This window comes from Luteibacter sp. 9135 (assembly GCF_000745005.1).
Taxonomy (GTDB): Bacteria; Pseudomonadota; Gammaproteobacteria; order Xanthomonadales; family Rhodanobacteraceae; genus Luteibacter.
Genome location: NZ_JQNB01000001.1, coordinates 1,303,576 through 1,325,542 on the forward strand (window position 1 = coordinate 1,303,576; position 21,967 = coordinate 1,325,542).

20 protein-coding genes are annotated in these 21,967 nt (G+C 67.8%); 10 read left to right on the top strand and 10 right to left on the bottom strand.

Annotated elements, in window-relative coordinates; genetic code table 11:
• Window positions 1-13 precede the first annotated feature (13 nt).
• From FA89_RS05535 to FA89_RS05550, 4 genes are all read right to left on the bottom strand, one after another.
• A complete protein-coding gene (locus tag FA89_RS05535) occupies window positions 14-568 on the bottom strand; it encodes a YceI family protein (RefSeq protein ID WP_036139009.1) in 555 nt (184 codons plus the stop codon).
• Between the two features lie 9 nt (window positions 569-577).
• Window positions 578-1,045, bottom strand: coding sequence for a SixA phosphatase family protein (locus tag FA89_RS05540; RefSeq protein WP_036139012.1), 468 nt, complete (start codon window positions 1,043-1,045; stop codon window positions 578-580).
• Window positions 1,046-1,102: 57 nt separating this feature from the next.
• A complete protein-coding gene (locus FA89_RS05545; RefSeq protein WP_036139014.1) occupies window positions 1,103-1,735 on the bottom strand; it encodes a ParA family protein in 633 nt (210 codons plus the stop codon).
• Window positions 1,736-1,798: 63 nt separating this feature from the next.
• Entirely contained in the window at window positions 1,799-1,996 is a 198-nt protein-coding gene (locus FA89_RS05550) for a hypothetical protein (RefSeq protein ID WP_036139016.1), read from the bottom strand.
• 175 nt (window positions 1,997-2,171) lie between these two features.
• Between FA89_RS05550 and FA89_RS05555 the strand changes: the two genes are divergently transcribed.
• Entirely contained in the window at window positions 2,172-3,215 is a 1,044-nt protein-coding gene (locus FA89_RS05555; protein WP_185754246.1) for a hypothetical protein, read from the top strand.
• A gap of 234 nt (window positions 3,216-3,449) precedes the next feature.
• Here the strand turns inward: FA89_RS05555 and speE are convergent, their stop codons facing one another.
• Window positions 3,450-4,307: a polyamine aminopropyltransferase gene (speE, locus tag FA89_RS05560; RefSeq protein WP_036139019.1), complete on the bottom strand. Its 858-nt coding sequence runs from the start codon at window positions 4,305-4,307 to the stop codon at window positions 3,450-3,452.
• 296 nt (window positions 4,308-4,603) lie between these two features.
• On the opposite strand from speE, the gene speA reads away from it, so the two are divergent.
• Window positions 4,604-6,505 carry an arginine decarboxylase gene (gene speA / locus FA89_RS05565; RefSeq protein WP_036143746.1) on the top strand — a complete coding sequence of 634 codons (1,902 nt, stop codon included), beginning with the start codon at window positions 4,604-4,606 and terminating at the stop codon, window positions 6,503-6,505.
• Window positions 6,506-6,534: 29 nt separating this feature from the next.
• Here the strand turns inward: speA and FA89_RS05570 are convergent, their stop codons facing one another.
• From FA89_RS05570 to radC, 3 genes are all read right to left on the bottom strand, one after another.
• The gene (locus FA89_RS05570; protein WP_036139021.1) at window positions 6,535-7,284 is read right to left on the bottom strand and encodes an SPOR domain-containing protein; all 750 of its coding nucleotides are present in this window, start codon (window positions 7,282-7,284) and stop codon (window positions 6,535-6,537) included.
• Window positions 7,284-8,972 (bottom strand): arginine--tRNA ligase, encoded by a 1,689-nt coding sequence (argS, locus tag FA89_RS05575; protein WP_036139023.1) that lies wholly within the window; start codon window positions 8,970-8,972, stop codon window positions 7,284-7,286. Before argS ends, FA89_RS05570 begins: the two co-directional genes overlap by 1 nt.
• 468 nt (window positions 8,973-9,440) lie before the next feature.
• The gene (radC, locus tag FA89_RS05580) at window positions 9,441-10,112 is read right to left on the bottom strand and encodes a RadC family protein (protein ID WP_036143748.1); all 672 of its coding nucleotides are present in this window, start codon (window positions 10,110-10,112) and stop codon (window positions 9,441-9,443) included.
• Between the two features lie 248 nt (window positions 10,113-10,360).
• Here radC and FA89_RS05585 point away from each other — a divergent pair, with 248 nt between their 5' ends.
• From FA89_RS05585 to FA89_RS05620, 8 genes are all read left to right on the top strand, one after another.
• Window positions 10,361-10,855, top strand: coding sequence for a hypothetical protein (locus FA89_RS05585; protein WP_185754247.1), 495 nt, complete (start codon window positions 10,361-10,363; stop codon window positions 10,853-10,855).
• A 107-nt stretch (window positions 10,856-10,962) separates the two neighbouring features.
• The gene (locus FA89_RS05590) at window positions 10,963-11,469 is read left to right on the top strand and encodes an RNA polymerase sigma factor (RefSeq protein ID WP_036139028.1); all 507 of its coding nucleotides are present in this window, start codon (window positions 10,963-10,965) and stop codon (window positions 11,467-11,469) included.
• Window positions 11,462-12,571, top strand: coding sequence for a FecR family protein (locus FA89_RS05595; protein ID WP_051938563.1), 1,110 nt, complete (start codon window positions 11,462-11,464; stop codon window positions 12,569-12,571). Before FA89_RS05590 ends, FA89_RS05595 begins: the two co-directional genes overlap by 8 nt.
• 100 nt (window positions 12,572-12,671) lie before the next feature.
• On the top strand, window positions 12,672-15,158 hold the full coding sequence (locus tag FA89_RS05600; RefSeq protein WP_036139030.1) for a TonB-dependent receptor domain-containing protein: 2,487 nt from the start codon (window positions 12,672-12,674) through the stop codon (window positions 15,156-15,158).
• Window positions 15,159-15,169: 11 nt separating this feature from the next.
• Window positions 15,170-16,405: a histidine-type phosphatase gene (locus FA89_RS05605; protein ID WP_051938564.1), complete on the top strand. Its 1,236-nt coding sequence runs from the start codon at window positions 15,170-15,172 to the stop codon at window positions 16,403-16,405.
• An 89-nt stretch (window positions 16,406-16,494) separates the two neighbouring features.
• Window positions 16,495-17,706, top strand: a complete 1,212-nt coding sequence (gene coaBC / locus FA89_RS05610) for a bifunctional phosphopantothenoylcysteine decarboxylase/phosphopantothenate--cysteine ligase CoaBC (RefSeq protein ID WP_036139032.1) — start codon at window positions 16,495-16,497, stop codon at window positions 17,704-17,706.
• On the top strand, window positions 17,703-18,158 hold the full coding sequence (dut, locus tag FA89_RS05615) for a dUTP diphosphatase (protein ID WP_036139035.1): 456 nt from the start codon (window positions 17,703-17,705) through the stop codon (window positions 18,156-18,158). Before coaBC ends, dut begins: the two co-directional genes overlap by 4 nt.
• A 25-nt stretch (window positions 18,159-18,183) precedes the next feature.
• Complete coding sequence (locus tag FA89_RS05620; RefSeq protein ID WP_036139038.1) at window positions 18,184-20,541, top strand: phosphomannomutase/phosphoglucomutase; 2,358 nt, start codon at window positions 18,184-18,186, stop codon at window positions 20,539-20,541.
• 25 nt (window positions 20,542-20,566) lie between these two features.
• On the opposite strand, the gene FA89_RS05625 is transcribed toward FA89_RS05620, so the two are convergent.
• Window positions 20,567-21,217, bottom strand: coding sequence for a hypothetical protein (locus FA89_RS05625; RefSeq protein ID WP_036139040.1), 651 nt, complete (start codon window positions 21,215-21,217; stop codon window positions 20,567-20,569).
• Window positions 21,218-21,316: 99 nt separating this feature from the next.
• Window positions 21,317-21,964, bottom strand: a complete 648-nt coding sequence (pyrE, locus tag FA89_RS05630) for an orotate phosphoribosyltransferase (RefSeq protein WP_036139042.1) — start codon at window positions 21,962-21,964, stop codon at window positions 21,317-21,319.
• Window positions 21,965-21,967: the final 3 nt, after the last annotated feature.

Consider the following 21,967-nt stretch of genomic DNA (forward strand, 5'->3'; position numbering starts at 1 on the left):
ACGTGAGTGTCTGTCAGGGCGGGCTGAGGACGATCGCCATGCCGAGGTTCACCCGGTCGGACAGCGCACCCCGGCGCCCACGCATCTCGAAGTCGGTGCGGTCGATCATGCCTTGCAGCTGGAGCACGCAACCGGCCAGCGCGTCCGACGGGCAGCGGTTGGCCTGGAGGTGGAAGGTTACGGGGCGGGTGATGCCGCGCATGGTCAGCTGGCCCTTCACGTCGCCACCCTGGCTGATGAGGTCCAGCGGAAGCGGCTCGGACACGAACTGGATCTGTGGGTAATGCACCGCGTCGAAGAATTCCGGCGCCAGCACCCAGCGCCGCAGGCGGGCCGATTCCATGGTGATGCTTTCGGTGGCCAGGTCGGCGCGCACGATGGCCGTGCGCGCCTCATGGTCGATGGCCAGCTCACCCCGGATGTTTTCGAAGCTGCCGGCGACCGTGCTTACCCACAGCAGGCGAACGCTGAACTCGGCCCGCGAACGGGTCGGGTCGATCCGCAGGTCGGCGGCCGACACCGGCATCGTCGACAGCAGCAAGGCGATCGCCCAGAGCAGGTGGCGCATTCATGGGACTCAGTTGGGAGGGGACCAGAAGGTCTCGAGTTTGGCCTTGCCCGGTTCCAGTCCACCACTGAATACCAGTCGGGCCATGCCACCCGGCGGCATGCCGCGATAATCCTCTGACCTGCCTTCGACAAGAAAGGCGACCAGTTGTTCAATGCCGGGGTTGTGCCCGACCAGGACCACGCGCTCCACGTCGGCTTGCTGGTCCAGCAGGTCGTAGAGGTCGCCCGGTGTCGCGTCGTAGATGCCTGACTCGTAGGAGGGCTCGACCTGGCCGAGCGCCAGGGCGGCGGTTTCCCTGGTGCGCTCCGCGGGGGAGCAGAGGATGCGGTCGTACTTCACGCCGTGGCTGGCCAGCCATTCGCCTGCGGCGCGCGCTTCGTTACGGCCGTGCTCGGTCAGTTTTCGCTCGCGATCGTCCTTGCCGTCGGTGCCGGGCTCCGCCTCGGCATGGCGCAACAGGATGAGTTCGTGCATGGGTACCGTCCTCCGCTAGGCCACGTGTGTGGCAGGTCATGACGCGTCCCAGCCGGCTCAGGTGTTCCGCTTGATCCAGCGAAGCAGTTTTCCCCAGTCGTCCTGGTGTCCGCGTACGTTTTCCGAGTGGTAATCGAAGATGCCCTTACCGAGCGCCGTGAGCAAGACGTACGCCTGCGAGTCGCGAAGTTCCGCCACGACGGGAAACGGCGCGCGTTCGCCCAGTTCGACGATGGCGGCCTGGCTGGCGTTGGTCCACGGCTTGAGGCGATTGCCCACCAGGCCCACCGGCAGCTTGCCGCGCTTCACCCGCGGGATGGCGCGAAGCACGGCCAGGAAGTCCAGGGTGGCATCGAGGTCGAAATGCGAGGGCAGCACCGGCACCAGGATGACGTCGGCCTTGTCCAGGTAGGGTTCGAGGTCCTTCTCGTCCACCCCGGCGGGGGTGTCGACGATCACCCGCTGGATGGTCTCGGGCAGGCGATCGAAGGCCTTGCGGCTGCCTTCCAGGGCGGTGACGGCCGGTGCGTTTTCCGGCCGCCGGGCGGCCCAGCGCAGGCTGGAATGTTGCCGGTCCGCATCGATGATGGCGGTCTGCTTGCCGGACTGGGCCCAATGGGTGGCGAGCTGGGTGACCAGTGTCGTCTTGCCGCAACCCCCCTTGCTGCTTGCCACGAGCGTCGTAAGCATTTGCGCGCACCTGCTTTGGGCTGGCCCCTAGCCTACACACCCGTGGGCCACAGGCAAGGGCGATCAGAACAGTTTATTGCGGACCTTGGGCATGACCACGAGGATCAGCGTGGCGATCGGTCCGAGGAACAGCGACAGCAGCCACCAGGCCAGGCCACCGCGGTTCTTGCCCTGGGCCAGGCCGGCGTTGATAAGGGAAAGTGTGCCCCAGCCGACAAAGAAGCCAGCGCGTTCGCTGGCGAAGAGTGCGAATTGGTCCATCGTAAACTCCTGTTCTATCGCAGGATTGTGCAGCGGTCATGCTGGCATGAGATCGGCGGTCCCCCCGCATCGGAGGCCGATGGTAGCAATGTCCGTCGTCCACCGGGCCGAAACGGCGCAGGCTGCGTTCATGGTCGAACCGTATTCTTGTCGTTTTATTTCATGGAGATGGCTGATGCGCGGATGTCGCGTGCTGACCCTGGCCCTTGCGGGCCTGCTCTCGCTGCCGGCTTTCGCGGCAACGCCATGGGCGGGTGCCCAGGGCCCCGCGCAAGGTCCCGTCAAGGGGGCCGCGGTGCAGAAAGACCAGACCAAGGCCTTGCTGCAGTTCCAGAAAGACCTGGCCAGCGTGCTGGCGCTGCGTACCGAAGCCGAGCCCCTGCTGGGCGCGGCCCTGCTGGCGCGTCCGCTGACCAACCCGCCTGCCGTGCTCAGCTATCACGCTCTGCTGGAGCGCGCGTCGCGTAACGCGGACGCCGGCCCGGCCGTCACCTGGGCCCTGCTGGCCGACTGCGATGCGAAGGCCGGCGCCTGCCCGAACACGGAAGCCCTGGCCACCCTGCAGAAGCAGGCGCCGGACAACGCCGCCGTGTGGTTGCTCAAGCTCGGCGTGGACGAGCACAACGGCGCGAGCAAGGACGTGCGCGGGGACCTCACCCGCGCCGCCAATGCCAAGCTCTACGACGACTACCTCGGCTCCAGCCTCAAGGCGCTGGCCAACTCGGTCAGCCAGCTGCCGCCTCCCGCGGATACGTTCAACCCGTTGCAGGGCGCCGGTGCGGCCGGCGTGCAGATGGTCATCGTCTACGGGCTGGCCAGCTCGCAGCCGTTACCCGGTTTCCAGGTCACGGCCAAGTATTGCGAAGACAACAAAGCCGACGCCGGCGTCGTGGGCGACTGCCTGAAACTGGCCAAGGTGCTGGAATGGGGTAGCAGCCCGCTGGGCCGCTCGCTGGGCCTGCACCTGCGCGAGACCCTGTCGACGGATACCGCCGACCAGCAGTCCGCGAAAACCGCGCGTATGAACCTGATCTGGCAGATGCAGCGTTTCGCCCAGCTCAATATCCAGGCCCAGGGCGACAAGGCCACGGCACAGAAGCTGCTCTCGCTGGCCCGCAGCGGCGGCACGGAAATGAGCGTGGTGCTGGCCGCGCTGCGCACGTACGGCATGCCGGCGGAAGCACCGGCCGGCTGGGAGCCGGCCAAGGTCGAGCAGTAATCCTGTATCGGACGGCAACGTCCAGAAACGTTCGCAACGATGGCAACAACGGCAACGTTCGATACGTCCGAAACGTCCGAACGCCCGAAACGCTGTAGGAGCGCACGATGTGCGCGACATGTTTTAAGGCCAAACCCCGGAGCTGGCGCGCCAGCTCCAAGGTTTCGCGAAAACATGTCGCGCACATCGTGCGCTCCTACATCGACATCTAGTCCGTTAATCGTACGGCGACGTTCAGTCGCCCAGCTGCTCGCGCATGAACTCGGGCTGGGCCAGGGCGCCCTTGTGGATGTCGGCGTTGTAGTACTTCGTCGGGAAGCCCTTGCTGATGGCGCCGCGCTCGCGGAAACCGGACAGGTCGCCGTCCTTGCGCGCCATGGTGCAGCTCCACCAGCCGGTGGGGTAGCACGGCTGCGGGAAGGGCAGGGTGCGCACGGCCTTGAAGCCCGACGTACGCATGGCCGAACGCATGGCCTTGATCAGTTCGATGTGCGCCAGCGGCGACTCCGACTGCTGCACCAGAATGCCGCCGTGACGCAGTGCCTTGTAGCAGCTGGTGTAGAAGGCGGCGTTGAACAGGCCTTCGGCGGGGCCGACCGGATCGGTGGAGTCGACGATGATCAGGTCGATGGATTCCGGGTCCGCCTCGGCCATGTACTTGATGCCGTCGATGAAGAGCAGCTCGGCGCGCGGATCGCCGTTGGACTCGCACAGTTCGGGAAAGTATTCCTCGGCGAGGCGGGTGACGCGCTCGTCGATCTCCACCTGCGTGGCCTTCTCCACTTCCTCGTGCTTGAGCACCTCGCGCAGCGTGCCGCAGTCACCGCCGCCGATGATCACCACGCGCTTGGCCCGCGCATGCGTGAACAGCGCCGGGTGGGTCATCATCTCGTGGTACAGGAAGTTGTCGCGGCTGGTCAGCATGACGCAGCCGTCGATCACCATCAGGTTGCCCCAGTCGGTCGTCTGGTAGATCTCGATGGTCTGGAATTCGGTCTTTTCGGCGTGCAGCAGGCGCTCGACGCGGAAACCGATGGAAGAGCCCGATGCCTGATGGGCTTCGGTGAACCAGGTGAGCTGCTGTTGCGACATGACTCGAATCCTGAAAGGAGGTAGGGGGCCAAACCAGGGATTGTACCGGCTCCCGGCCCGAAATCGGCCAAGTCGCCGCCCTGCCTGGCCGGTAGGCGCGATACACGGATGTCATCCGGCGCCGTTACACTAGGAGGTCTGTCCCGCCCTAACCGGCGGGGCGGGCCCAGTCTGGTCGGCCCCGCGGCGTGCGAGGCTCCCGGTCGCCAGACCCGCTTCAGGTCAAGGTTCGCCGCTGCGACTGTTCCGCGCCCCCCACGGGGACACGACACAATCACTTGGAGATCGTCGCCACCATGACGAACTGGACCACCGAACGCGCGAAGCTGACCTACGCCATCCCGCACTGGAGCAATGGCTATGTCGATGTCGCGGCCAACGGACACCTGCAGATGCGCCCGCGCGGCGACGAGGGCCCGACCCTCGACCTGCCCGCCATCGTCGAACAGGCCACGGCTGAAGGCCTGCGGCTGCCGCTGCTCGTCCGTTTCCCGGACATCCTCGCCGACCGCCTCGCCCGCTTGCAGGAAGCCTTCGCCAAGGCGATCGACGACGTGGATTACGCGGGTTCCTACACGGCGATCTACCCGATCAAGGTGAACCAGCAGCGTGGCGTGGTCAGCGAGCTGGTCGCGGCGGGCGAAGAGGGTTTCGGCCTCGAGGCCGGTTCCAAGCCCGAGCTGATGGCGGTGCTGGCCTACGCCCGCCCCGGCAGCATGGTGGTCTGCAATGGCTACAAGGACCGCGAATACGTCCGCCTCGCCCTGATCGGCCGCAAGCTGGGCCTGCGCGTGCACATCGTGATCGAGAAGCTGTCGGAGCTCGACCACGTGTTCGCCGAGGCGAAGGCACTGGATGTCGAGCCGCTGCTCGGCGTGCGCGTGCGCCTGGCCTCGATCGGCGCCGGCAAGTGGCAGAACACCGGTGGCGACAAGGGCAAGTTCGGCCTCAGCCCCGGCCAGGTGCTGGAGCTGATCGAGCGCCTGGAGGCCGCGGGCCTCAAGCACACGCTGAAGCTGCAGCATTTCCACATGGGCTCGCAGATCTCCAACGTTCGCGATATCGCGGCCGGCATGCGCGAAGCGGTGCGTTACTTCGTCGAACTGCACCGACTGGGCGTGCCCATCGACGTGGTCGATGTCGGCGGTGGCCTGGGCGTGGACTACGAGGGCACGCGCTCGCGCAGCTACAACTCGATCAACTACAGCCTGGGCCAGTACGCCGCCAGTATCGTCCAGCCGCTGGCCGAGGCCGTGGCCGAGCACGGCATGCCGGCGCCTACCATCTTCACCGAGTCCGGTCGCGCCATGACCGCCCATCACGCCGTGATGGTGGTCAACGTGTCGGAAGTGGAGCCCGTGCCCGAGGGCGCCATACCCGCACCGCGCGCGGACGAGCCCACGGTGCTGCGCCACCTGCGCGAGACCCATGCCGAACTGGATACCCGCCCGCCGCTGGAGCTGTTCCACGAGGCGCAGCACCATTTCGCCGAAGGCCAGGCGCTGTATGCACTGGGCCAGCTGGACCTGCGTGACCGCGCAAAGCTGGACGACCTGTTCTACGCCATCGCCAATGCCGTGCGCCCGCGCCTGCTGCCGGCGGAGCGTGCCCATCGCCAGGCGCTGGACGACCTGGACGAGAAGCTGGTCGACAAGTACTTCGTCAATTTCTCGGTGTTCGAGTCGGTGCCGGATATCTGGGCGATCGACCAGATCTTCCCGATCGTGCCGATCTCGCGGCTGGACGAGGAGCCCACGCGGCGCGGCGTGATCGCCGACCTGACGTGCGATTCGGATGGTCGCATCGACCACTACGTGGATGCCGAAGGCGTGGACGTCAGCCTGCCGCTGCATGCGCTGCGGGACGACCAGTCCTATCGCCTAGGTATCTTCATGGTGGGCGCATACCAGGAGACCCTGGGCGACATCCACAACCTGTTCGGCGACACCGACGCGGTGAATGTCCGTGCCACGGCCAGCGGGTACGAGTTCGCCCACATCCGCCATGGCGATACCACTGATCTCATGCTCGATTACGTCGGCTACGACGTGAAACAGCTGCGCCAGTCCTACGCCGATCGCCTTGCCGCCGCCGGCATTACCGGCGAGGAAGCGGAGGTGTTGTCGGCATCGCTGGACAAGGGCCTGACCGGCTACACCTATCTGGCGGAGACCGTCGGTAAGGACGCCCCGAAGTAAGGGGCGTTACCGGTTACGGGTTGCGGGGGTCAGCTGCCTTCCTTCAAGGCGATGGCGCTGATCCCCGCCGACTGCAACCGCTGCTTGGTGCCTTCCAGGTCGGTCGCCGACTTGAACGGCCCCAGGCGTACGCGGTTGTAGGTCTGCGCACCCACCTTCACCGACTGCACGTTGGCGACAAAGCCCTGCAGGGCCAGCTTGGCCTTCAGGGCTTCGGCGTCGGCCGCGCTCGGGAACGCACCCACCTGCAACAGGTAGCCTGAACCGCCCGTCGCGGCGGGAGCGGCCGGCTGGGCCGGCACGGCGGTGACGGTCTGCGTCGCGGCCTTCGGCAGGTTGGCCGCGGCCTGCTGGGCCTGTGCCTGCTGCTGTTGCGCGGCGGCCGCCTGCTGGGCCTGCGCCTGCTGCGTGGCCTGCAGCTGCTGCTGTTGTTTCTGCTGCTGCGCCTCGGCGCTGGCCTGGGCGCGGATCTCGGCATCCGGAATGCGGACTTCCTTCTCCGACAGCACCGAGTAGAAGTCGTACGACGGCTTCTTGGGCTTCTCCGGCGCGGTCTGCTCGACCACGCCCGGATCGCTGCCCTTTTGGGCGGTGGCCTCGGGATTCGGCGCCGGCCCCTGCTGCTTCTGCATCATGGGGATCAACGTGCCGCGCATCGCGAAGGCCATCAGCAGTGCGCCGGCCAGGATGCCGATCAGCGCCCAGCCCCAGCCGGGCATGCCGCTGGAACCGTTGCGTACGGCCTGACGGCCCTTCGTCGCCTTCTTGCGTGTCGCCATTACATGCTCTCCGGGGCGGAAATGCCCAGCAGATCCAGGCCGTTACGCAGCACCTGCTGCGTTGCCGCCACCAGGGCGAGGCGGGCGTCGCGCAGGTCGGCGTCGTCCACGATCCACTTGTGCTCGTGATAGTAGCTGTGCAGCGCGCCGGCAAGCTCGCGCAGGTATTGCGCGATCAGGTGCGGTTCCAGGTTGGCCGCCGCGGACTCGACCATCTCCGGGTACCGCGACAGTTCGACCATCAGTGCGGACTCGTGCTCGGTAGCGAGCAGGTCGAGCTTCGCCAGCCCGTTGCCCCGATCCGTCGACAGGCCACGATCGGCCAGTTCGCGGAAGACGCGGCAGGCGCGGGCATGCGCGTACTGGATGTAATAGACCGGGTTGTCGTTGCTCTGCGAGCGCGCCAGGTCGATATCGAAAACCAGCTGCGAGTCGGCCTTGCGGGCGATCAGGAAGTAACGCGTGGCGTCGCGCCCGGCCTCGTCGATGAGGTCGCGCAGGGTGACGTAGGAGCCGGCGCGCTTGGAGATCTTCACCTCCTCGCCGCCGCGCATCACCGTCACCATCTGGTGCAGCACGTACTCGGGCCAGTGCTTGGGGATGCCCGTGTCCAGCGCCTGCAGGCCGGCCTTCACGCGGGCCAGCGAACCATGGTGATCGGAGCCCAGCTCGGTGATGGCGCGCTCGTAGCCGCGCTGCCACTTGGTGCGGTGATAAGCCACGTCCGGGAGGAAGTAAGTGAACGTGCCATCGGACTTGCGCATGACGCGGTCCTTGTCGTCACCGAAATCCGTCGAGCGCAGCCAGAGCGCGCCGCCTTCCTCGTAGGTATGGCCGTGGGCGACCAGTTCCTTCACGGTCTCGTCGACCTTGCCCTCGCTGTAGAGCGACGACTCCAGGAAATAGACGTCGAAGCCGACGCCGAACGCCTTCAGGTCCAGGTCCTGCTCATGGCGCAGGTAGGCCACGGCGAAACGGCGGATATCGTCCAGGCTGTCCGCATCGCCACTGGCGGTGACGGTCTCGCCATCGGCGTCGACCGACTCCCGGGCCAGGAAGGCCCGCGCCACTTCGGCGATGTAGTCGCCGCGGTAGCCGGACTCCGGCCAGCCGGCCTCATCCGGTGCGATGCCCCTGGCGCGCGCCTGCGTGGACAGCGCCAGGTTGGCGATCTGCACGCCCGCGTCGTTGTAATAGAACTCGCGGAACACCTTCCAGCCGCTGGCGGCCAGCAAACGGCTGAGGCTGTCGCCGATGGCCGCCGCGCGGCCGTGGCCGACATGCAGGGGGCCGGTCGGATTGGCCGAGACGAACTCCACGCCGGCCGTGCGGCCGCCACCATCGCGGTTGTGGCCGTAGCGGTCGCCTTCGGCCAGCGCCCTGTCGATCTCGGCATGGAAGGCCGCCGGGGCCAGGAAGAAGTTGACGAACCCGGGACCGGCGATCTCCACCTTGCCGACCAGCGGGGATGCCGGCAGCGACTCGACCAGGTCGGTTGCCAGGTCGCGGGGCTTACGGCCGGCGGCCTTCGCCATCATCATCGCGACATTGGTCGCAAAATCGCCGTGCTCGCGGCTGCGCGTGCGTTCGATCACGAACGTCGGCGCGACGAAGTCGGACGGCAGCTTGCCGGACTCCCGCATGGCCCCGATGGCCTGTAGGACGAGTTGTTTAAGCTGTGCTTTCACGGGATGGGCGACGCGGATATGGAACCGGCAATCCTATCAGAAGGGGCACGAAACCCGGTCGCGGGGATCGCCATTGGCCTGCGCCAGCCTGTGGATAAGTCTGTGGGCAATAAGTGCTGCCGACATGCCATAAGGCCACGACGGCCGTCTGACACGTTTGCGTAACAAGAAAACACCATCCAAAACAATTGGTTGAGTCAATCTCCTGTGCCAGGACAGCAAGTGTGACGTCCAAGTGGCAATTCTTCGGAATGTGCATAAGTCGAATCGCGCAAGTGCCCCGGCGCGTCGTCACGGACCGTATGGCCGGTCGTCATGTCGTTGTCATCGCCATTGGCCACACTTCTTTCCGTGCCCCGGCGTCTCCCCGGCCCAAGGGCACACGGGCTCACCGCGCCCCTCCCTCGAAGTGGTGACCCCCAACGGCGCGAGCGGCACTCGCGCCGTTTTTTTTGCCTGCCGTCCGGCCTACAACAGCCCGACTGCGGCCATCGAGACCGGTGCCCCCTGGCCGATGACCAGGTGATCCAGCACCCGGATATCCATCAGCGCCAGGGCGTCCACCAGCACGCGGGTGATCTCGCAGTCCGCCCGGCTGGGCTCGGCGGCGCCCGAGGGGTGATTATGCGCAAGGATCACGGCACCGGCGTGGTGGCGCAGGCAGGCACGCACCACCTCGCGCGGGTAGACGCTGGCGCCGTCCAGCGTCCCACGGAACAGTTCCTCGTACCCGAGCACTCGATGACGACTGTCCAGGAACAGGCAGGCGAACACCTCGTAGGGAAGGTGCCTCAGCCGCGCCGTGAGGTAGTCCGCGCTGTCCTCGGGTGAGGTGATGGCCGGGAGGTCGGCCAGCTTCTCGCGTAGCGACCGGCGTGCCAGTTCGATCGTGGCAACCAGCCGTGCGCGCTTGGCCGGCCCGACACCGGCCAGCCTGGGCAGGTGATCCGGGTCCGCCAGCAGTCGCCCCAGGCTGCCCGCCTGCGCCAGCAACGCCCGGCCGGTGGCGACGGCATCGCGCCCGGGCACGCCGTTGCCCAGCACGACCGCCAGCAGCTCTGCGTCGGACAGCGCCGCCGCGCCGTGGGCATGCAGGCGCTCGCGCGGCCGATCGCCCACCGGCCACTGCCGGATGGTCAGGGCGGGCGGCGCCCGCGTAACAAAAGCCGGTGCACCGTCGCGCACCGCCGAGTGAGGGTGATGGCCCTGCTTCATGGGCTTGGTTTCCGTAGGCCGGCCGACGGCTGGCGTGATCTCCACGGTAGGCGTGCCGGGTGCCGGTGGCGATAGAACGATTCTGAAAAAGAGGGGGCAATCGCGGTGCATGCAAGGCGGGTGCGACGAGTACCCTGTGGGCTTCGCCCCGGGCATGCATGAGGGATGGCTTCATGAGCCTTACCTATGAACACCGGCGGACCATGACGGCCGCCGAATGGCAGGAGGTCGCTCGGCTCGTGCCGTTACTGTGCGGCATGGCACGGTTGGGCAACCCCGTGCTTATAAAGATCGACGGCTATCGCGATGCGTCACGCAGATATACGGTCGTGGTGCATGGGCGTGCCGATGAATCCCCGCTATTTCGGTGCGACGCATCGAGCTTGCCTGCGCTTCTTGCCGAGGCGGTTCACGTCTGTGGCCTGTCGGACGCCCCTGTTGAAGAGGCTGGCGCAGCCAGCGAGCTGGCCGATGCATTCCGCCTGGCAGACGCTGCCGTTCACGACGAGTCGTTTCTGGCTGTGTGCGCGCAGCAGTCTTCGCACCAGCCCTATTTCAACTTGGTCTACGGGGAATCGTCCGGCCTGAAGCTTTGTGTCGATGGTGACGACCTCGCTTCCATGCTGCCGGGCATCTACGCGAAGACCTCATTTCCGCAGGTGCCGTAGCGTCCGCTCCAACGTCATACCCCGGTAACCAACCCTACCTACGCTCAGCCTCCCAGGCTCTGCCGAGGCGTAACCGCCTCACGTGCCGCTCCGTCCCTGTGAGTCCGATGTCCGATTCCCCCAACGGCCTGGCCCACGTCCTGCTCGAACAGGACGGGCCGCTGCATCGCTACGTCCGCAGCCGTACCGGCCATGCCTGGGATGCGCAGGACCTGGTCCAGGAGACCTACCTGCGCCTGCTATCCGCCGACCCGGAGAGCATCCGCAACCCGGAGGCCTACCTGTTCACCGTGGCCACCAATCTGCTCCGCCAGCGGGCGGGCGGTCGGCAGCCGGGCGCGCGGGAGGAGGGCGGCCGCGACGACCTGCTGGAGCGCCTGGCGACGCCGTGCCATGCCGAAGCCGACGTGGACCGCGATGTGCGCAGCAAGCGACTGCTGGCGCTGATGGAAAGGCTGTCCCCGAAGTGCCGGGCGGTGATGCTGCTGCATTACCGCGACGACCTGAGTTACCGCGACATCGCCGACCAGCTCGATCTGTCGGTGCACATGGTGAAGAAGTACATCGTCAAGGGACTGGCCGCGTGCCGGCAAGGGATGGCGCGTTATGCATGATCCGACCACGCTCGCGGCACGGCGTATCGCCGAGGAAGCCGGCCACTGGCTGCTTGCCAGTCGCGAGGGGCTGGACGAAGCCTCGCGCGTCGCCTTCGTGAACTGGCTGCGCCACTCGCCGGCGCATGTCGCCGAATACATGGCCGCGGTGCAGCTCGACCAGGACATGAAGGAGGCCGCCGCCCGCGATCCGGTCGCCGCGTCGGTCCTCGTCGCGCAGGCGGCCTGCGAACCCGCGGTGGTCGCGCTGCGTCCGGGTGCCGTGGAGCCTGTCCGCCGCGCGCCGCCACGCCGCGACGCGAAGCGCGCCCGGCGCTGGCCGTGGATCGCTGGCGCGGTAGCCGCGACCGCCGCTGTCGCGTGGGTCGTGGTTACCGCATGGCCCCGGCAGGACGCGCCGCCCGGCATCGTCTACACCGCGCCGATCGATGCCGTGCGCAGCATCGACCTGGCCGACGGCAGCCGTGTCCAGCTCGATCGCGGCAGCCGTATCCGCGTGAACCTGGACGCCACCCGCCGCGACATCGCCGTCCTCGACGGAACAATGCTGCTCGACGTGGGCCACCGTTCCGACGCGCCGCTCACGGTGACCTTGGGGCGTACCACGCTACGCGACATCGGCACCGTTTTCCAGGTCTCGGCCACACCCCGTGCGGGCGAGGTCATCGTGCTGAGCGGGCAGGTCGACGTGATGGCGCCGCACGAAGACCGACCATGGTCGTGGACGGCGAACAGCGCACCCCAGGTCGTCGCCCATCTGAAAGCCGGCGAACACGCCACCCTGGCCAGCGACGGCAGCCTCACCCATCTGGAGCCGCACGCTGACCTGTCGACCGACCTCGCCTGGTTGCCCGCGGAGATCGATTTCCACGATGCGCCCGTGGCGGACGTCGCCCGGCGCTTCAACCACTACGGCCAGCCGCCCCTGCTGATCGACGATGCGCAGGTGGCCGGCACGCGGATCAGCGGGCGCTTCCACGCGCGTGACCCGTCCGGTTTCATCGCCTATCTGCAGACGCTTCCGGGGGTGGAGGTGCACCGTGACGGCGAGGGTATCCACATTGCCCGCCGCGGGCATGGCGGCGCCGCGGCGCGGCTGTAAGAAAAGATTCACGAAGAAAACGGTACCCGACCTGGTTCCCCCTGACTCGTATGTGACATGCGCCACGTTGCGCCCTGTCTCCCTTCACGAGTTCTCCCGCATGCGAAACACACTCGCCTTCTCCCTTGCCGTGCTGCTCGGTACGCTGCCGCTGTCGGTCCTTGCGGCGCAGGTCGCCAACGAGGCGCCGATCGCCGCGCTGCCGCTCGATCAGGCTTTGGACACGTTCGCGCGCCAGACCGGCCTGCAGGTGGTGTACACGCCGGATGCCGTGCACGCCCTGCGCAGCTCGGCGGTTTCCGCCGGCCTGGAACCACGGGGGCAACTGCATGCGCTGCTGGAGGGAACGGGGCTGGACTATCGCTTCGTCACCGCCTCCACGGTCACGCTGGTGCCGGCAGGCCATCCCGACAAAAGCGTCGCGGCCGCTCGCCGCGCCGACACGCTCCCCCCGATCGATGGGGCCGAAGGCACACCGCGCGATCTCGCTCCGGTAAGCGTGCAGGCCAACACCGTCGATACGCTCGCGCCCAGCGCGCCGCCGCTGGAAGCCACGCAGCCCACGTCGGTGATCGACGAACGCTTCATTCGCGACGGCCTGCGCTTCAACGCCAACTTCGACGACATCATCAAGTATTCGCCCAGTGTCACCGTTACCTCGCCGGAAGGCCCGGGGATGGGCAAGAACGAAGGCATCAGCATCCGCGGCTTCCAGGACGGCCAGTTCAACATCACCTTCGACGGCATTCCCTTCGGTGACGCGAGCGACCTGCATCACACCACCTCGGCCTACTTCAACAATCACGTGCTGGGCCAGGCAGAGATCGATCGCGGTCCGGGCGGTGGCGCCACCCTCGGCAACGCCACCTTCGGCGGCACGGTGGGCCTGCGCTCGCGCGATCCCGCCAAGGTCGACGGGGTGACGCTCTACACCACCGCGGGCAGCTGGAACACGCTGGCCGGCGGCGTGAGCGCCGACGAGACGATCGGCAACACGCGCATCTTTGCCGACATCTCGAAGGAAAAGAGCGATACCTACCTGAAGGGGGTGGAAGACGAGCGCGAGCATGCGTTCATCAAAACCCTCACCACGCTGTCGCCGGGCACCACGCTTACCTTCGTCAGCAGCTACAACCGCGAACACCAGAACACGGTGCAGGGCGCGACGAAGCAGCAGATCGACCAGTTCGGCTGGCGGCGCGGCCTGACCGACGATCCGTCGCTGCAAAGCTACAAGGGCTACAACAACGCCGCGTACTACTCCAGCTTCACCTACGTGGGTCTCGTGACGCAGCTTGGTGCGTGGACCATGGACAACAAGGCCTATCTCAATACGTTCGATCACTGGGCCCGCAAGACCACCGACGCGACCGACGACAATCCGGCGGATAACGGGGTGACCGTGTACAACGCGGCGGGCAAGAAGGTTTCCACGCTGAAGCACGACGTGCCCGGCAAGCTGTCCGACTCCGGCTTTCACTCATTTGGCGACGTGCTCCGGTTCGAACGGGAACTCGGTCCCGGGCAGCTGCAGACCGGCGCGTGGCTGGAACGCAGCCAGGACGCCCGCTACCAGTACCCGCTCGACCTGACCACCGGCGTGGCGACGGGCACCAAGTACGGCTCGACGTATAACTATCTCTTGCGCGACCGCACCGACACGTTCCAACCCTATGTGCAGTACGACTGGTCGATCACCGATGCCCTCACCCTGAGCCCGGGTGCGCGCTACAGCACCGTCACGCGGCAGATGAGCGCGCCCGTCAGCAAGCAGAATGCACGGGTATCGCAGTACGACTCCGCCAACTACAACGCCCTGTTGCCGTCGCTCAGCCTGCACGACAGCTTCAGCGACCGGTGGGCCGGCTATGCACAGGTGGCGAAGGGGTTCCTCGCGCCGCCCATCGACGTGATCGAACTGTCGGGCTCGCGCAAGCTGGATCCGGAAACCACCACGAACTACCAGATCGGCACGGCGTACGCCGATCGCGGGGTGACGTTCGGGGCCGATGTCTATTACATCGACTTCCGTAACTATCTGGCTTCCACGCTCGTCAACACGGATGTGGGTCAGCAGCCGACCTACCTGAATGCGGGCGGCGCGATCTACAAGGGCGCCGAAGTGGAGGGCACCTTCGCGTTGACGCCGACGCTCAGCCTCTACGGCAATGCGACCTACAACGAGGCGACCTACAAGCACACCGACACGCGCGTGGCCGGTACGCCCAAGCTCACCGCCGCGCTGGGTCTGCTGTACAGCAGTCCGCTCGGCTACTACGGTTCGGTGATGGCCAAGTTCATCGGTGCCCAGTACGGCAGCGACAACGCGACGGACGGTAGCGGCAATACGGTGTTCGTCGACGACCACCGCCTGGCCGCGTACGTTTCCACCGACGCCGCCCTGGGCTATCGCAGTGCCGACGGTGGTCCCACCGGCAAGGGCTGGTCCGTCAGCATGGACGTCAACAACCTGTTCAACGTCCACAAGTTCATCGGCTACGCGGGTACGCAGAGCGTCAGCGGCGACGCCCTCTACTGGGGCCTGCCCGGGCGCGGCGTCTTCCTCGACCTGTCGTTGAAGCTGTGAGGGCGCCGACCGTGTGGCGCCTGCTGGCCGCGGTCGCGATGCTGGGCCTTGCCGCACCGACGGCCGGGGCCGTGGACGCCGGCACGTCGCCGCGCGTGCTGGAGCGGGTGATCCTGATGCGCCATGGCATCCGCTCGCCGACCAAGGCACCGGCGGACCTGGCTCGGTATGCCAGCGATCCCTGGCCCTCGTGGCCGGTGCCGCCTGGGCAACTTACGGACCATGGCCGCGACACCTTGCGCTCGCTCGGTGGACGCCTGAGCCAGGACCTCCGTGACGCGGGGCTGCCTCACGACAGCTGCAAGGGCGAAGTGCGGGTAATCGCGGACAGCACCGCACGTAACCAGGCCAGTGCCGTGGCGCTGCTGGCGGGCCTCTCCCCCGGTTGCGCGCCCGTCTACCAGGCGTTTCCCGTGGGTCAGGACGATCCGCTGTTCCGCGGCGCGGCCGCCGGCGATGACGACGATGGCGGTGGCATCCAGGCCGCGGCCATCGACACGCAGATCCTTCAGACCCTGGCCGTCTTGCAGCAGGTGCTGCTGGATTGCCACGACGACGCCTGCATCGCCCGGGCGAAGGCCGGGGGCAAGCAGGTGCTGCTGGGGGGTGACGCGGCGAAGGCCCTGAAGACGGCGGGCTCGCTGTCCGAGAACATCATGCTCGGCTACGCGGAAGGCATGCCCGCGGCGCAGTACGGCTGGGGTCGACTCGACGCCGCGGGCGTCGCGCGCCTCATCGGACTGCACAATGCGTCGTTCCGGCTGGCGCACGCCACGCCCGCCGCCTCGCGGCCGCGTGGCGGCACGATGCTGGCGTATGTCACGGCGACGCTGGCGCAGGCGGCCGCCCAACCGACCTCGGCCAAAACCCTCGTTCCGTCGGGCACGCGCGTGCTGGTGCTGCTCGGTCACGATACCGACCTGGCGGCGCAGGCGGGCCTGCTCGGGCTGGACTGGCACGAGGCCACCCGGGGTGACGACTACCCGCCCGGCGGTGCCCTGGTCTACGACCTGGTGCAGACGTCCACCGGAAAGGCCGTTCGCCTCGCGGTCGTCATGCCGACGCTGAATGCGTTGCGAGCGGGAAACATGACGGCGGCCGGTGCCCTGGTGCGACAGGTGTTGGCACAGCCGGCGTGTGGCGGCGTGACGCTCTGCCCCGTGGACCGGTTCGTTGCGGTCGCGGCCAGCGCGGCGGGAAGCGCGGTCTCGGCCCACGCCGGCGACGAGCCCGTGGTGAAGCCGTGAGGCGAGGTATCTCGCGAGGCCTTTCTCGCGCCGCCTGGTGCGAGGAAATCCGTTAAGCTGACCGACCCCCGCCACCGCGCCGTTCCGCCATGAGTCTTCATCAGCGTCGCATCCTGATCGGCGTCACCGGCGGCATCGCCGCCTACAAGATCTGCGAGCTCGTTCGCCGTCTGCGCGACCTGCAGGCCGAGGTACGTGTGGTGATGACCGAGGGCGCCACGCACTTCGTCACGCCGACCACCTTCCAGGCGCTCTCGGGCCAGCCCGTGCGGGTCAGCCTGTGGGATGAACAGGGCGAGGCCGCGATGGGCCATATCGAACTCGCCCGCTGGGCCGAGCGCGTGCTGATCGCGCCGGCCAGTGCGGACACGCTGGCGCGACTGGCCCATGGGCATGCCGACGACCTGCTCACCACGGTGGTGCTGGCCACGGCGGCGCCCGTCTACGTCGCGCCGGCCATGAACCAGCAGATGTGGGCCCATCTCGCCGTCCAGGCCAACATCGGTACGCTGCGTGTGCGCGGCGTCGAAGTGCTTGGCCCGGCCGATGGCGACCAGGCGTGTGGCGATATCGGCTCGGGCCGCATGCTGGAGCCGCACGAACTGCGCGACATCCTCGTCGCCTCGTTCGGCGAACAGCCGTTGCGCGGCCGGCGTGTCGTGGTCAGTGCCGGCCCTACGTATGAAGACATCGACCCGGTACGCTTCATCGGCAACCGCAGCTCCGGGCGCATGGGTTTCGCCGTGGCCGCCGCCGCGCGGGACGCCGGTGCGGACGTCACCCTGGTGGCGGGCCCCGTCGCGATGACCACGCCCACCGGCGTGCGCCGCGTGGACGTGCGCAGCGCACGGCAGATGCACGATGCCGTGCTGGACGCGGCGGACAGCGCGGACATCTACATCGGCGCCGCCGCGGTGGGCGATTACCGTCCCGCGGAGCTGGCAGGGCACAAGCTGAAGAAGACCGCCGGCTCGCCGCTGCGTCTCGAGCTGACGGAAAATCCCGACATCATCGCCGCGCTGGCCGCGCGCCCGGTCCATCCCTTCCTGGTAGGTTTCGCCGCCGAAACGCGCGATGTGGCCGGCTACGCGCAGGACAAACTGCGGCGCAAGGGCCTGGACATGATCGCCGCCAACGACGTGGGCGCGGGCAAGGGTTTCGAGGTGGCGGACAACGCCCTGCACCTCTACTGGCGCGATGGCGACATCGCGCTGGCCCGTACGGCCAAGACCGAGCTGGCCCGTCATCTCATCGCGCATGTCGCCCGACATTTCCTCGCCGGACACGGAAGCACCCCTTGATCGACATCGAACTGAAACTCCTCGACCCGCGCCTGGGCACCAGCATTCCCCTGCCGGAGCCGGCCACGGCAGGCAGCGCGGGCATGGACCTGCGCGCGGCGGTCGATGCCCCGGTCACGCTCGCGCCGGGCGAGAGCCGGCTGGTGCCGACCGGCCTGGCTATCCACATCGGCGATCCCGCCTGGTGCGCGCTGATCGTGCCGCGTTCGGGCCTGGGCCATAAGCAGGGCCTGGTCATGGGCAACCTGGTCGGCGTGATCGATGCCGACTACCAGGGCCCCCTGATGATTTCCTGCTGGAATCGCGGTAACGCCGATGTCACCATCGCCCCAGGCGATCGGGTAGCACAGTTGCTGCTCGTGCCGGTGGGGCGTCCACGCTTGCGCGTGGTGGAAGGGTTCACGCCGTCGCAGCGGGGCGAAGGCGGGTTCGGCTCGACCGGTATCGGCTGATTCGCCAGGGGAAACGAGGGGCACCATGGCTGGGAAAAAGGGCGGGGAAGGGCGGGCATCCCGCGCCGATCTGCGAGGTCTGCTACCGCTGGCCGGCGCGACGTTGTTCATCGTGGTGGGCGCGTTCTGTGCCTGGCAGGCCTGGCTGATCGCCGATGAGGGCGCCGCGGCGGAGCGCACGCGCGACGCGCAGCGCCAGGTCGTGCGCGATCTCGGCCAGCTCTATGGCGCCAAACGCCAGCAATTCCTGCAGGCGACCGCCGCCCCCGCCGTCCAGGCGGCGATCGACGATCACGCCGCCGCGGCCGCGCAACTGCATGCGTTGCTGCCGGCCGCCGCCGTGGTCGAGGTATACAGCGCCGGCCTGGACGAGGTCGTTCGCGCCAATTTCCGTGAGTTCGGTTACGCCAAGGCGGCGCAGCTGCTGGCCGCGCTGGGCTCGTCCGAGCCGCCCGTCGCCGCCACCGCCGTACGCGGCAATCGGCGCTTCCTTTCCGTGGCCGAGCCGATCGCCGTCGGCGGTACGCTGCGCGCCTGGGTCTGGCTGGAGTACCCGTTCGAAGACATCGTGGCGCGGTTCGACGCCGCCTCGCCCGGCGGCGGTCGCCTCTCGCTCCGGCAGGGCAGCGGGGAAAGTGGTATCACGTTGCTGGCCAAGGGTTCGACCTCGGTCGATTCGGACGGCCAGGAGACGGTCGTCCCCGGCACGTCCCTGTATGTCGTGGCGGCCATGCCGCAGGCCTTCATCGTCATTCCGCACTCGGTGCCGCTGGCGGCGCTGCTCAGCCTGATCGGCCTGGGCGCGGGTGGGTTCCTGCTGTGGTCCAGCCGGCGCCGTCCGGTACGGATCGAGGCGCCCGCGGAGCCCGAACTCCTGGTGGCCGAGGTGCCGCGCAAGCCTCGCCTGCCGCCGGCATCGGCCCACCCGGGTGATGCCCCGGGTGAGCGGGCGCGGGTCGCACCGGCGCCGCCGTCTACCCCCGCCATGGCGACGGCGCTTGACGCGTCGATGTTCCGCGCCTACGACATTCGCGGCGTGGCCGGCACCTCGCTCACGCCGGATGTGGCCTATCGCATCGGCCAGGCGATCGGCGGCCTGATGGCCGAGCGTGGCCTGCACGAAATGGTGGTCGGGCGTGACGGACGGCTTTCCGGGGAGTCGCTGGCGCGCGGCCTGTCGGAGGGCCTGCGCGCCGCCGGCATCGACGTGATCGATATCGGCCTGGCGCCGTCGCCGCTGGTCTACTTCGCGGCGTTCCACCTGGGCACCGGCTGCGGCGTGGCGGTCACCGGCAGCCACAACGCGGCCGACCACAACGGGTTCAAGATCGTGGTCGGCGGCGAGACCCTGGCCGAAGCGGCCATCGCCGACCTGCACCGCCGGATCGTCGAGGGCGAACTGCGCGACGACGGCGTCGGCACCTGGCGCGAGCAACCCGTGCTCGATGCCTACGTGGCCCGCATCGTGGGTGACGTGTCCGCCGAGCGCCGACTCAAGGTCGTCGTGGATGCCGGCAACGGCGTGGCCGGCTTGGTGGCCCCCCGCGTCCTCGAAGGGATCGGCTGTGAAGTCATCCCGCTGTATTGCGATGTCGACGGCACGTTCCCCAACCATCACCCCGATCCGTCCGATCCGCGCAACCTGGCGGACCTGATCGCGGCGGTGCACGCACTGGGCGCGGACCTGGGCGTCGCCTTCGATGGCGACGGCGATCGCCTCGGCGTGGTCACCGCAAAGGGTGAGGTCATCGACGCGGACCGGCTGCTGATGCTGTTCGCGGGCGACGTGCTCTCGCGCAATCCCGGGGCTACGGTGATCTACGACGTGAAATGCACGGGCCACCTGCGCAAGGTGATCCAGGATGCCGCGGGGGTGCCGTTGATGTGGCGTACCGGGCACTCGCTGATCAAGGCGAAGATGCGCGAGACCGGCGCCGCCCTGGCGGGCGAGATGAGCGGCCATTTCTTCTTCGCCGACAACAACCGCTGGTACGGTTTCGACGACGGCATCTACGCCGCGGCGCGCCTGCTGGAGATCGTCGCCGGTGATCTGGAAGAACGCACCGTCGCCGAACTCTTCGATACCTTGCCCCGCAGCGTGTCCACCCCCGAACTGAAGATGCCGGTGGCGGAGGAAGGCGAGGCATTCCGGTTCATGGACGCGTTCCGCGCCGGGGCCACGTTCGACGACGCCCGGGTAACGACGATCGACGGTGTCCGTGTGGACTGGCCCGACGGCTGGGGCCTGGTGCGTGCATCCAACACCTCGCCCGCGCTGATCTTCCGTTTCGACGCGGACAGTGGCAAGGCGCTGGAGCGCATCAAGCAGGCCTTCCGCCAGCGCCTGCTGGCGGTGGCTCCGGATCTGCCCCTGCCGTTCTGACCGGCGGGTTTCGGTCGGGGCGGGATCAGCGGCCGGACGAGTCCGCAGCCTTCAGTTCGCGATAGTGCTTCAGCTGCGCATCCATGGTCACCTGGGCGGCATCCTTGGCGGCCTGCTGTCGCTGTAGCGCCGCGCGCAGGCCGGCCACCGTGTTGCGCTGCTCGGTGATCCGGTCGTTCAGGTAAGGGGGCACCGGCTGCTTGCCGCGCTCGAGATCGCCGGCGCGGTTGAGCAGGTCGGCCAGTGCCTTTTCCTGGCCCTGCAGGTTCATGCGCGTGGTGCGGGCGGCTTGCTCCACGTTGTCCAGTTCGGCCTGCTTGGCTGTCGAGAAGGCCGCTTCATCGGGATACGCATTGAGCAACTGGGCATCGTCACGCTTGCGCTGGTCGGCCGCCGCCTGGGCCGCGGCCTGCTGATCGGCCACCTTGCGCGCGGCCGCGCGTTCGTCGGCCGTCAACTGGCGATCCACATGGCGCACCGTCAGGCCTTGCGCATTGACCACGTCGTAGCCTGCCTTCATCGCATCGGGGGTCAGGCTGTCGCTGAAGAACGAATGGCCACCGGCGTCCTTCCACTTGTAGCGGAAGTTGTTGTTGTTCGCGGTGTTGTCCTGGGCCAGCGCCATCGTGCCGAAGCACAGGGCCGTGGCCGCCATCATGTAACGCACTGCTCGCATGGTGTCCCCTCCTGTGCAAGGAGTATAGCCAGCCGGGAGTGACAGGCTACGCCCGCCTCCCCCAAAGCTGGACACCGACGACATCCTGGCCGGATACGCTCAGGCCTGGACGCCGTATCGCTCGCGGTAGGCCAGCAGTCGCTGATGTTCCGTCGCCAGATCGGGCCGCTCGCCGGCATAGGTCAGCACGTCGGCCAGTGTGGCGATGGCAATGACCGGAATGCCGAACTGGGCGGCCACTTCCTGCGCCGCCGACAGCTCGCCTTGCCCGCGTTCCTGCCTGTCGAGGGCGATCAGCACGCCGGCGGGTTCCGCGCCCTGGGCACGGATCAGTTCGAGGGATTCGCGTACCGCCGTGCCGGCGGTCATCACGTCGTCGACGATGAGCACGCGGCCGGTCAGCGGCGCGCCGACCAGGTGGCCGCCTTCGCCGTGATCCTTGGCTTCCTTGCGGTTGTACGCCCACGGCACATCCCGCCCCTGGGTGTCGGCCAACGCGATGGCCGTGGCGGCGGCCAGGGCGATGCCCTTGTAGGCCGGCCCGAACAGCATGTCGAACGGTACGCCCGAGCGGGTGGCCGCGGCCGCGTACGATCGGCCGAGACCGGCCAGGGCGGCACCGGAATCGATCCGGCCCATGTTGAAGAAATACGGGCTGCTGCGCCCCGATTTCAGCGTGAAGTCGCCGAAGCGCAGCACGTCGCGGGTCAGGGTGAGTTCGATGAATTCGCGCTGGTAGTCGTACACGGG

Excerpts from the sequence above, each read along its gene's own strand:
- FA89_RS05535 (WP_036139009.1), bottom strand. The coding sequence starts at position 568 with ATGCGCCACCTGCTCTGGGCGATCGCCTTGCTGCTGTCGACGATGCCG.
- FA89_RS05540 (WP_036139012.1), bottom strand. The coding sequence starts at position 1,045 with ATGCACGAACTCATCCTGTTGCGCCATGCCGAGGCGGAGCCCGGCACC.
- FA89_RS05545 (WP_036139014.1), bottom strand. The coding sequence starts at position 1,735 with ATGCTTACGACGCTCGTGGCAAGCAGCAAGGGGGGTTGCGGCAAGACG.
- FA89_RS05550 (WP_036139016.1), bottom strand. The coding sequence starts at position 1,996 with ATGGACCAATTCGCACTCTTCGCCAGCGAACGCGCTGGCTTCTTTGTC.
- FA89_RS05555 (WP_185754246.1), top strand. The coding sequence starts at position 2,172 with ATGCGCGGATGTCGCGTGCTGACCCTGGCCCTTGCGGGCCTGCTCTCG.
- speE (WP_036139019.1), bottom strand. The coding sequence starts at position 4,307 with ATGTCGCAACAGCAGCTCACCTGGTTCACCGAAGCCCATCAGGCATCG.
- speA (WP_036143746.1), top strand. The coding sequence starts at position 4,604 with ATGACGAACTGGACCACCGAACGCGCGAAGCTGACCTACGCCATCCCG.
- FA89_RS05570 (WP_036139021.1), bottom strand. The coding sequence starts at position 7,284 with ATGGCGACACGCAAGAAGGCGACGAAGGGCCGTCAGGCCGTACGCAAC.
- FA89_RS05585 (WP_185754247.1), top strand. The coding sequence starts at position 10,361 with ATGAGCCTTACCTATGAACACCGGCGGACCATGACGGCCGCCGAATGG.
- FA89_RS05590 (WP_036139028.1), top strand. The coding sequence starts at position 10,963 with ATGTCCGATTCCCCCAACGGCCTGGCCCACGTCCTGCTCGAACAGGAC.
- FA89_RS05595 (WP_051938563.1), top strand. The coding sequence starts at position 11,462 with ATGCATGATCCGACCACGCTCGCGGCACGGCGTATCGCCGAGGAAGCC.
- FA89_RS05600 (WP_036139030.1), top strand. The coding sequence starts at position 12,672 with ATGCGAAACACACTCGCCTTCTCCCTTGCCGTGCTGCTCGGTACGCTG.
- coaBC (WP_036139032.1), top strand. The coding sequence starts at position 16,495 with ATGAGTCTTCATCAGCGTCGCATCCTGATCGGCGTCACCGGCGGCATC.
- FA89_RS05620 (WP_036139038.1), top strand. The coding sequence starts at position 18,184 with ATGGCTGGGAAAAAGGGCGGGGAAGGGCGGGCATCCCGCGCCGATCTG.
- FA89_RS05625 (WP_036139040.1), bottom strand. The coding sequence starts at position 21,217 with ATGCGAGCAGTGCGTTACATGATGGCGGCCACGGCCCTGTGCTTCGGC.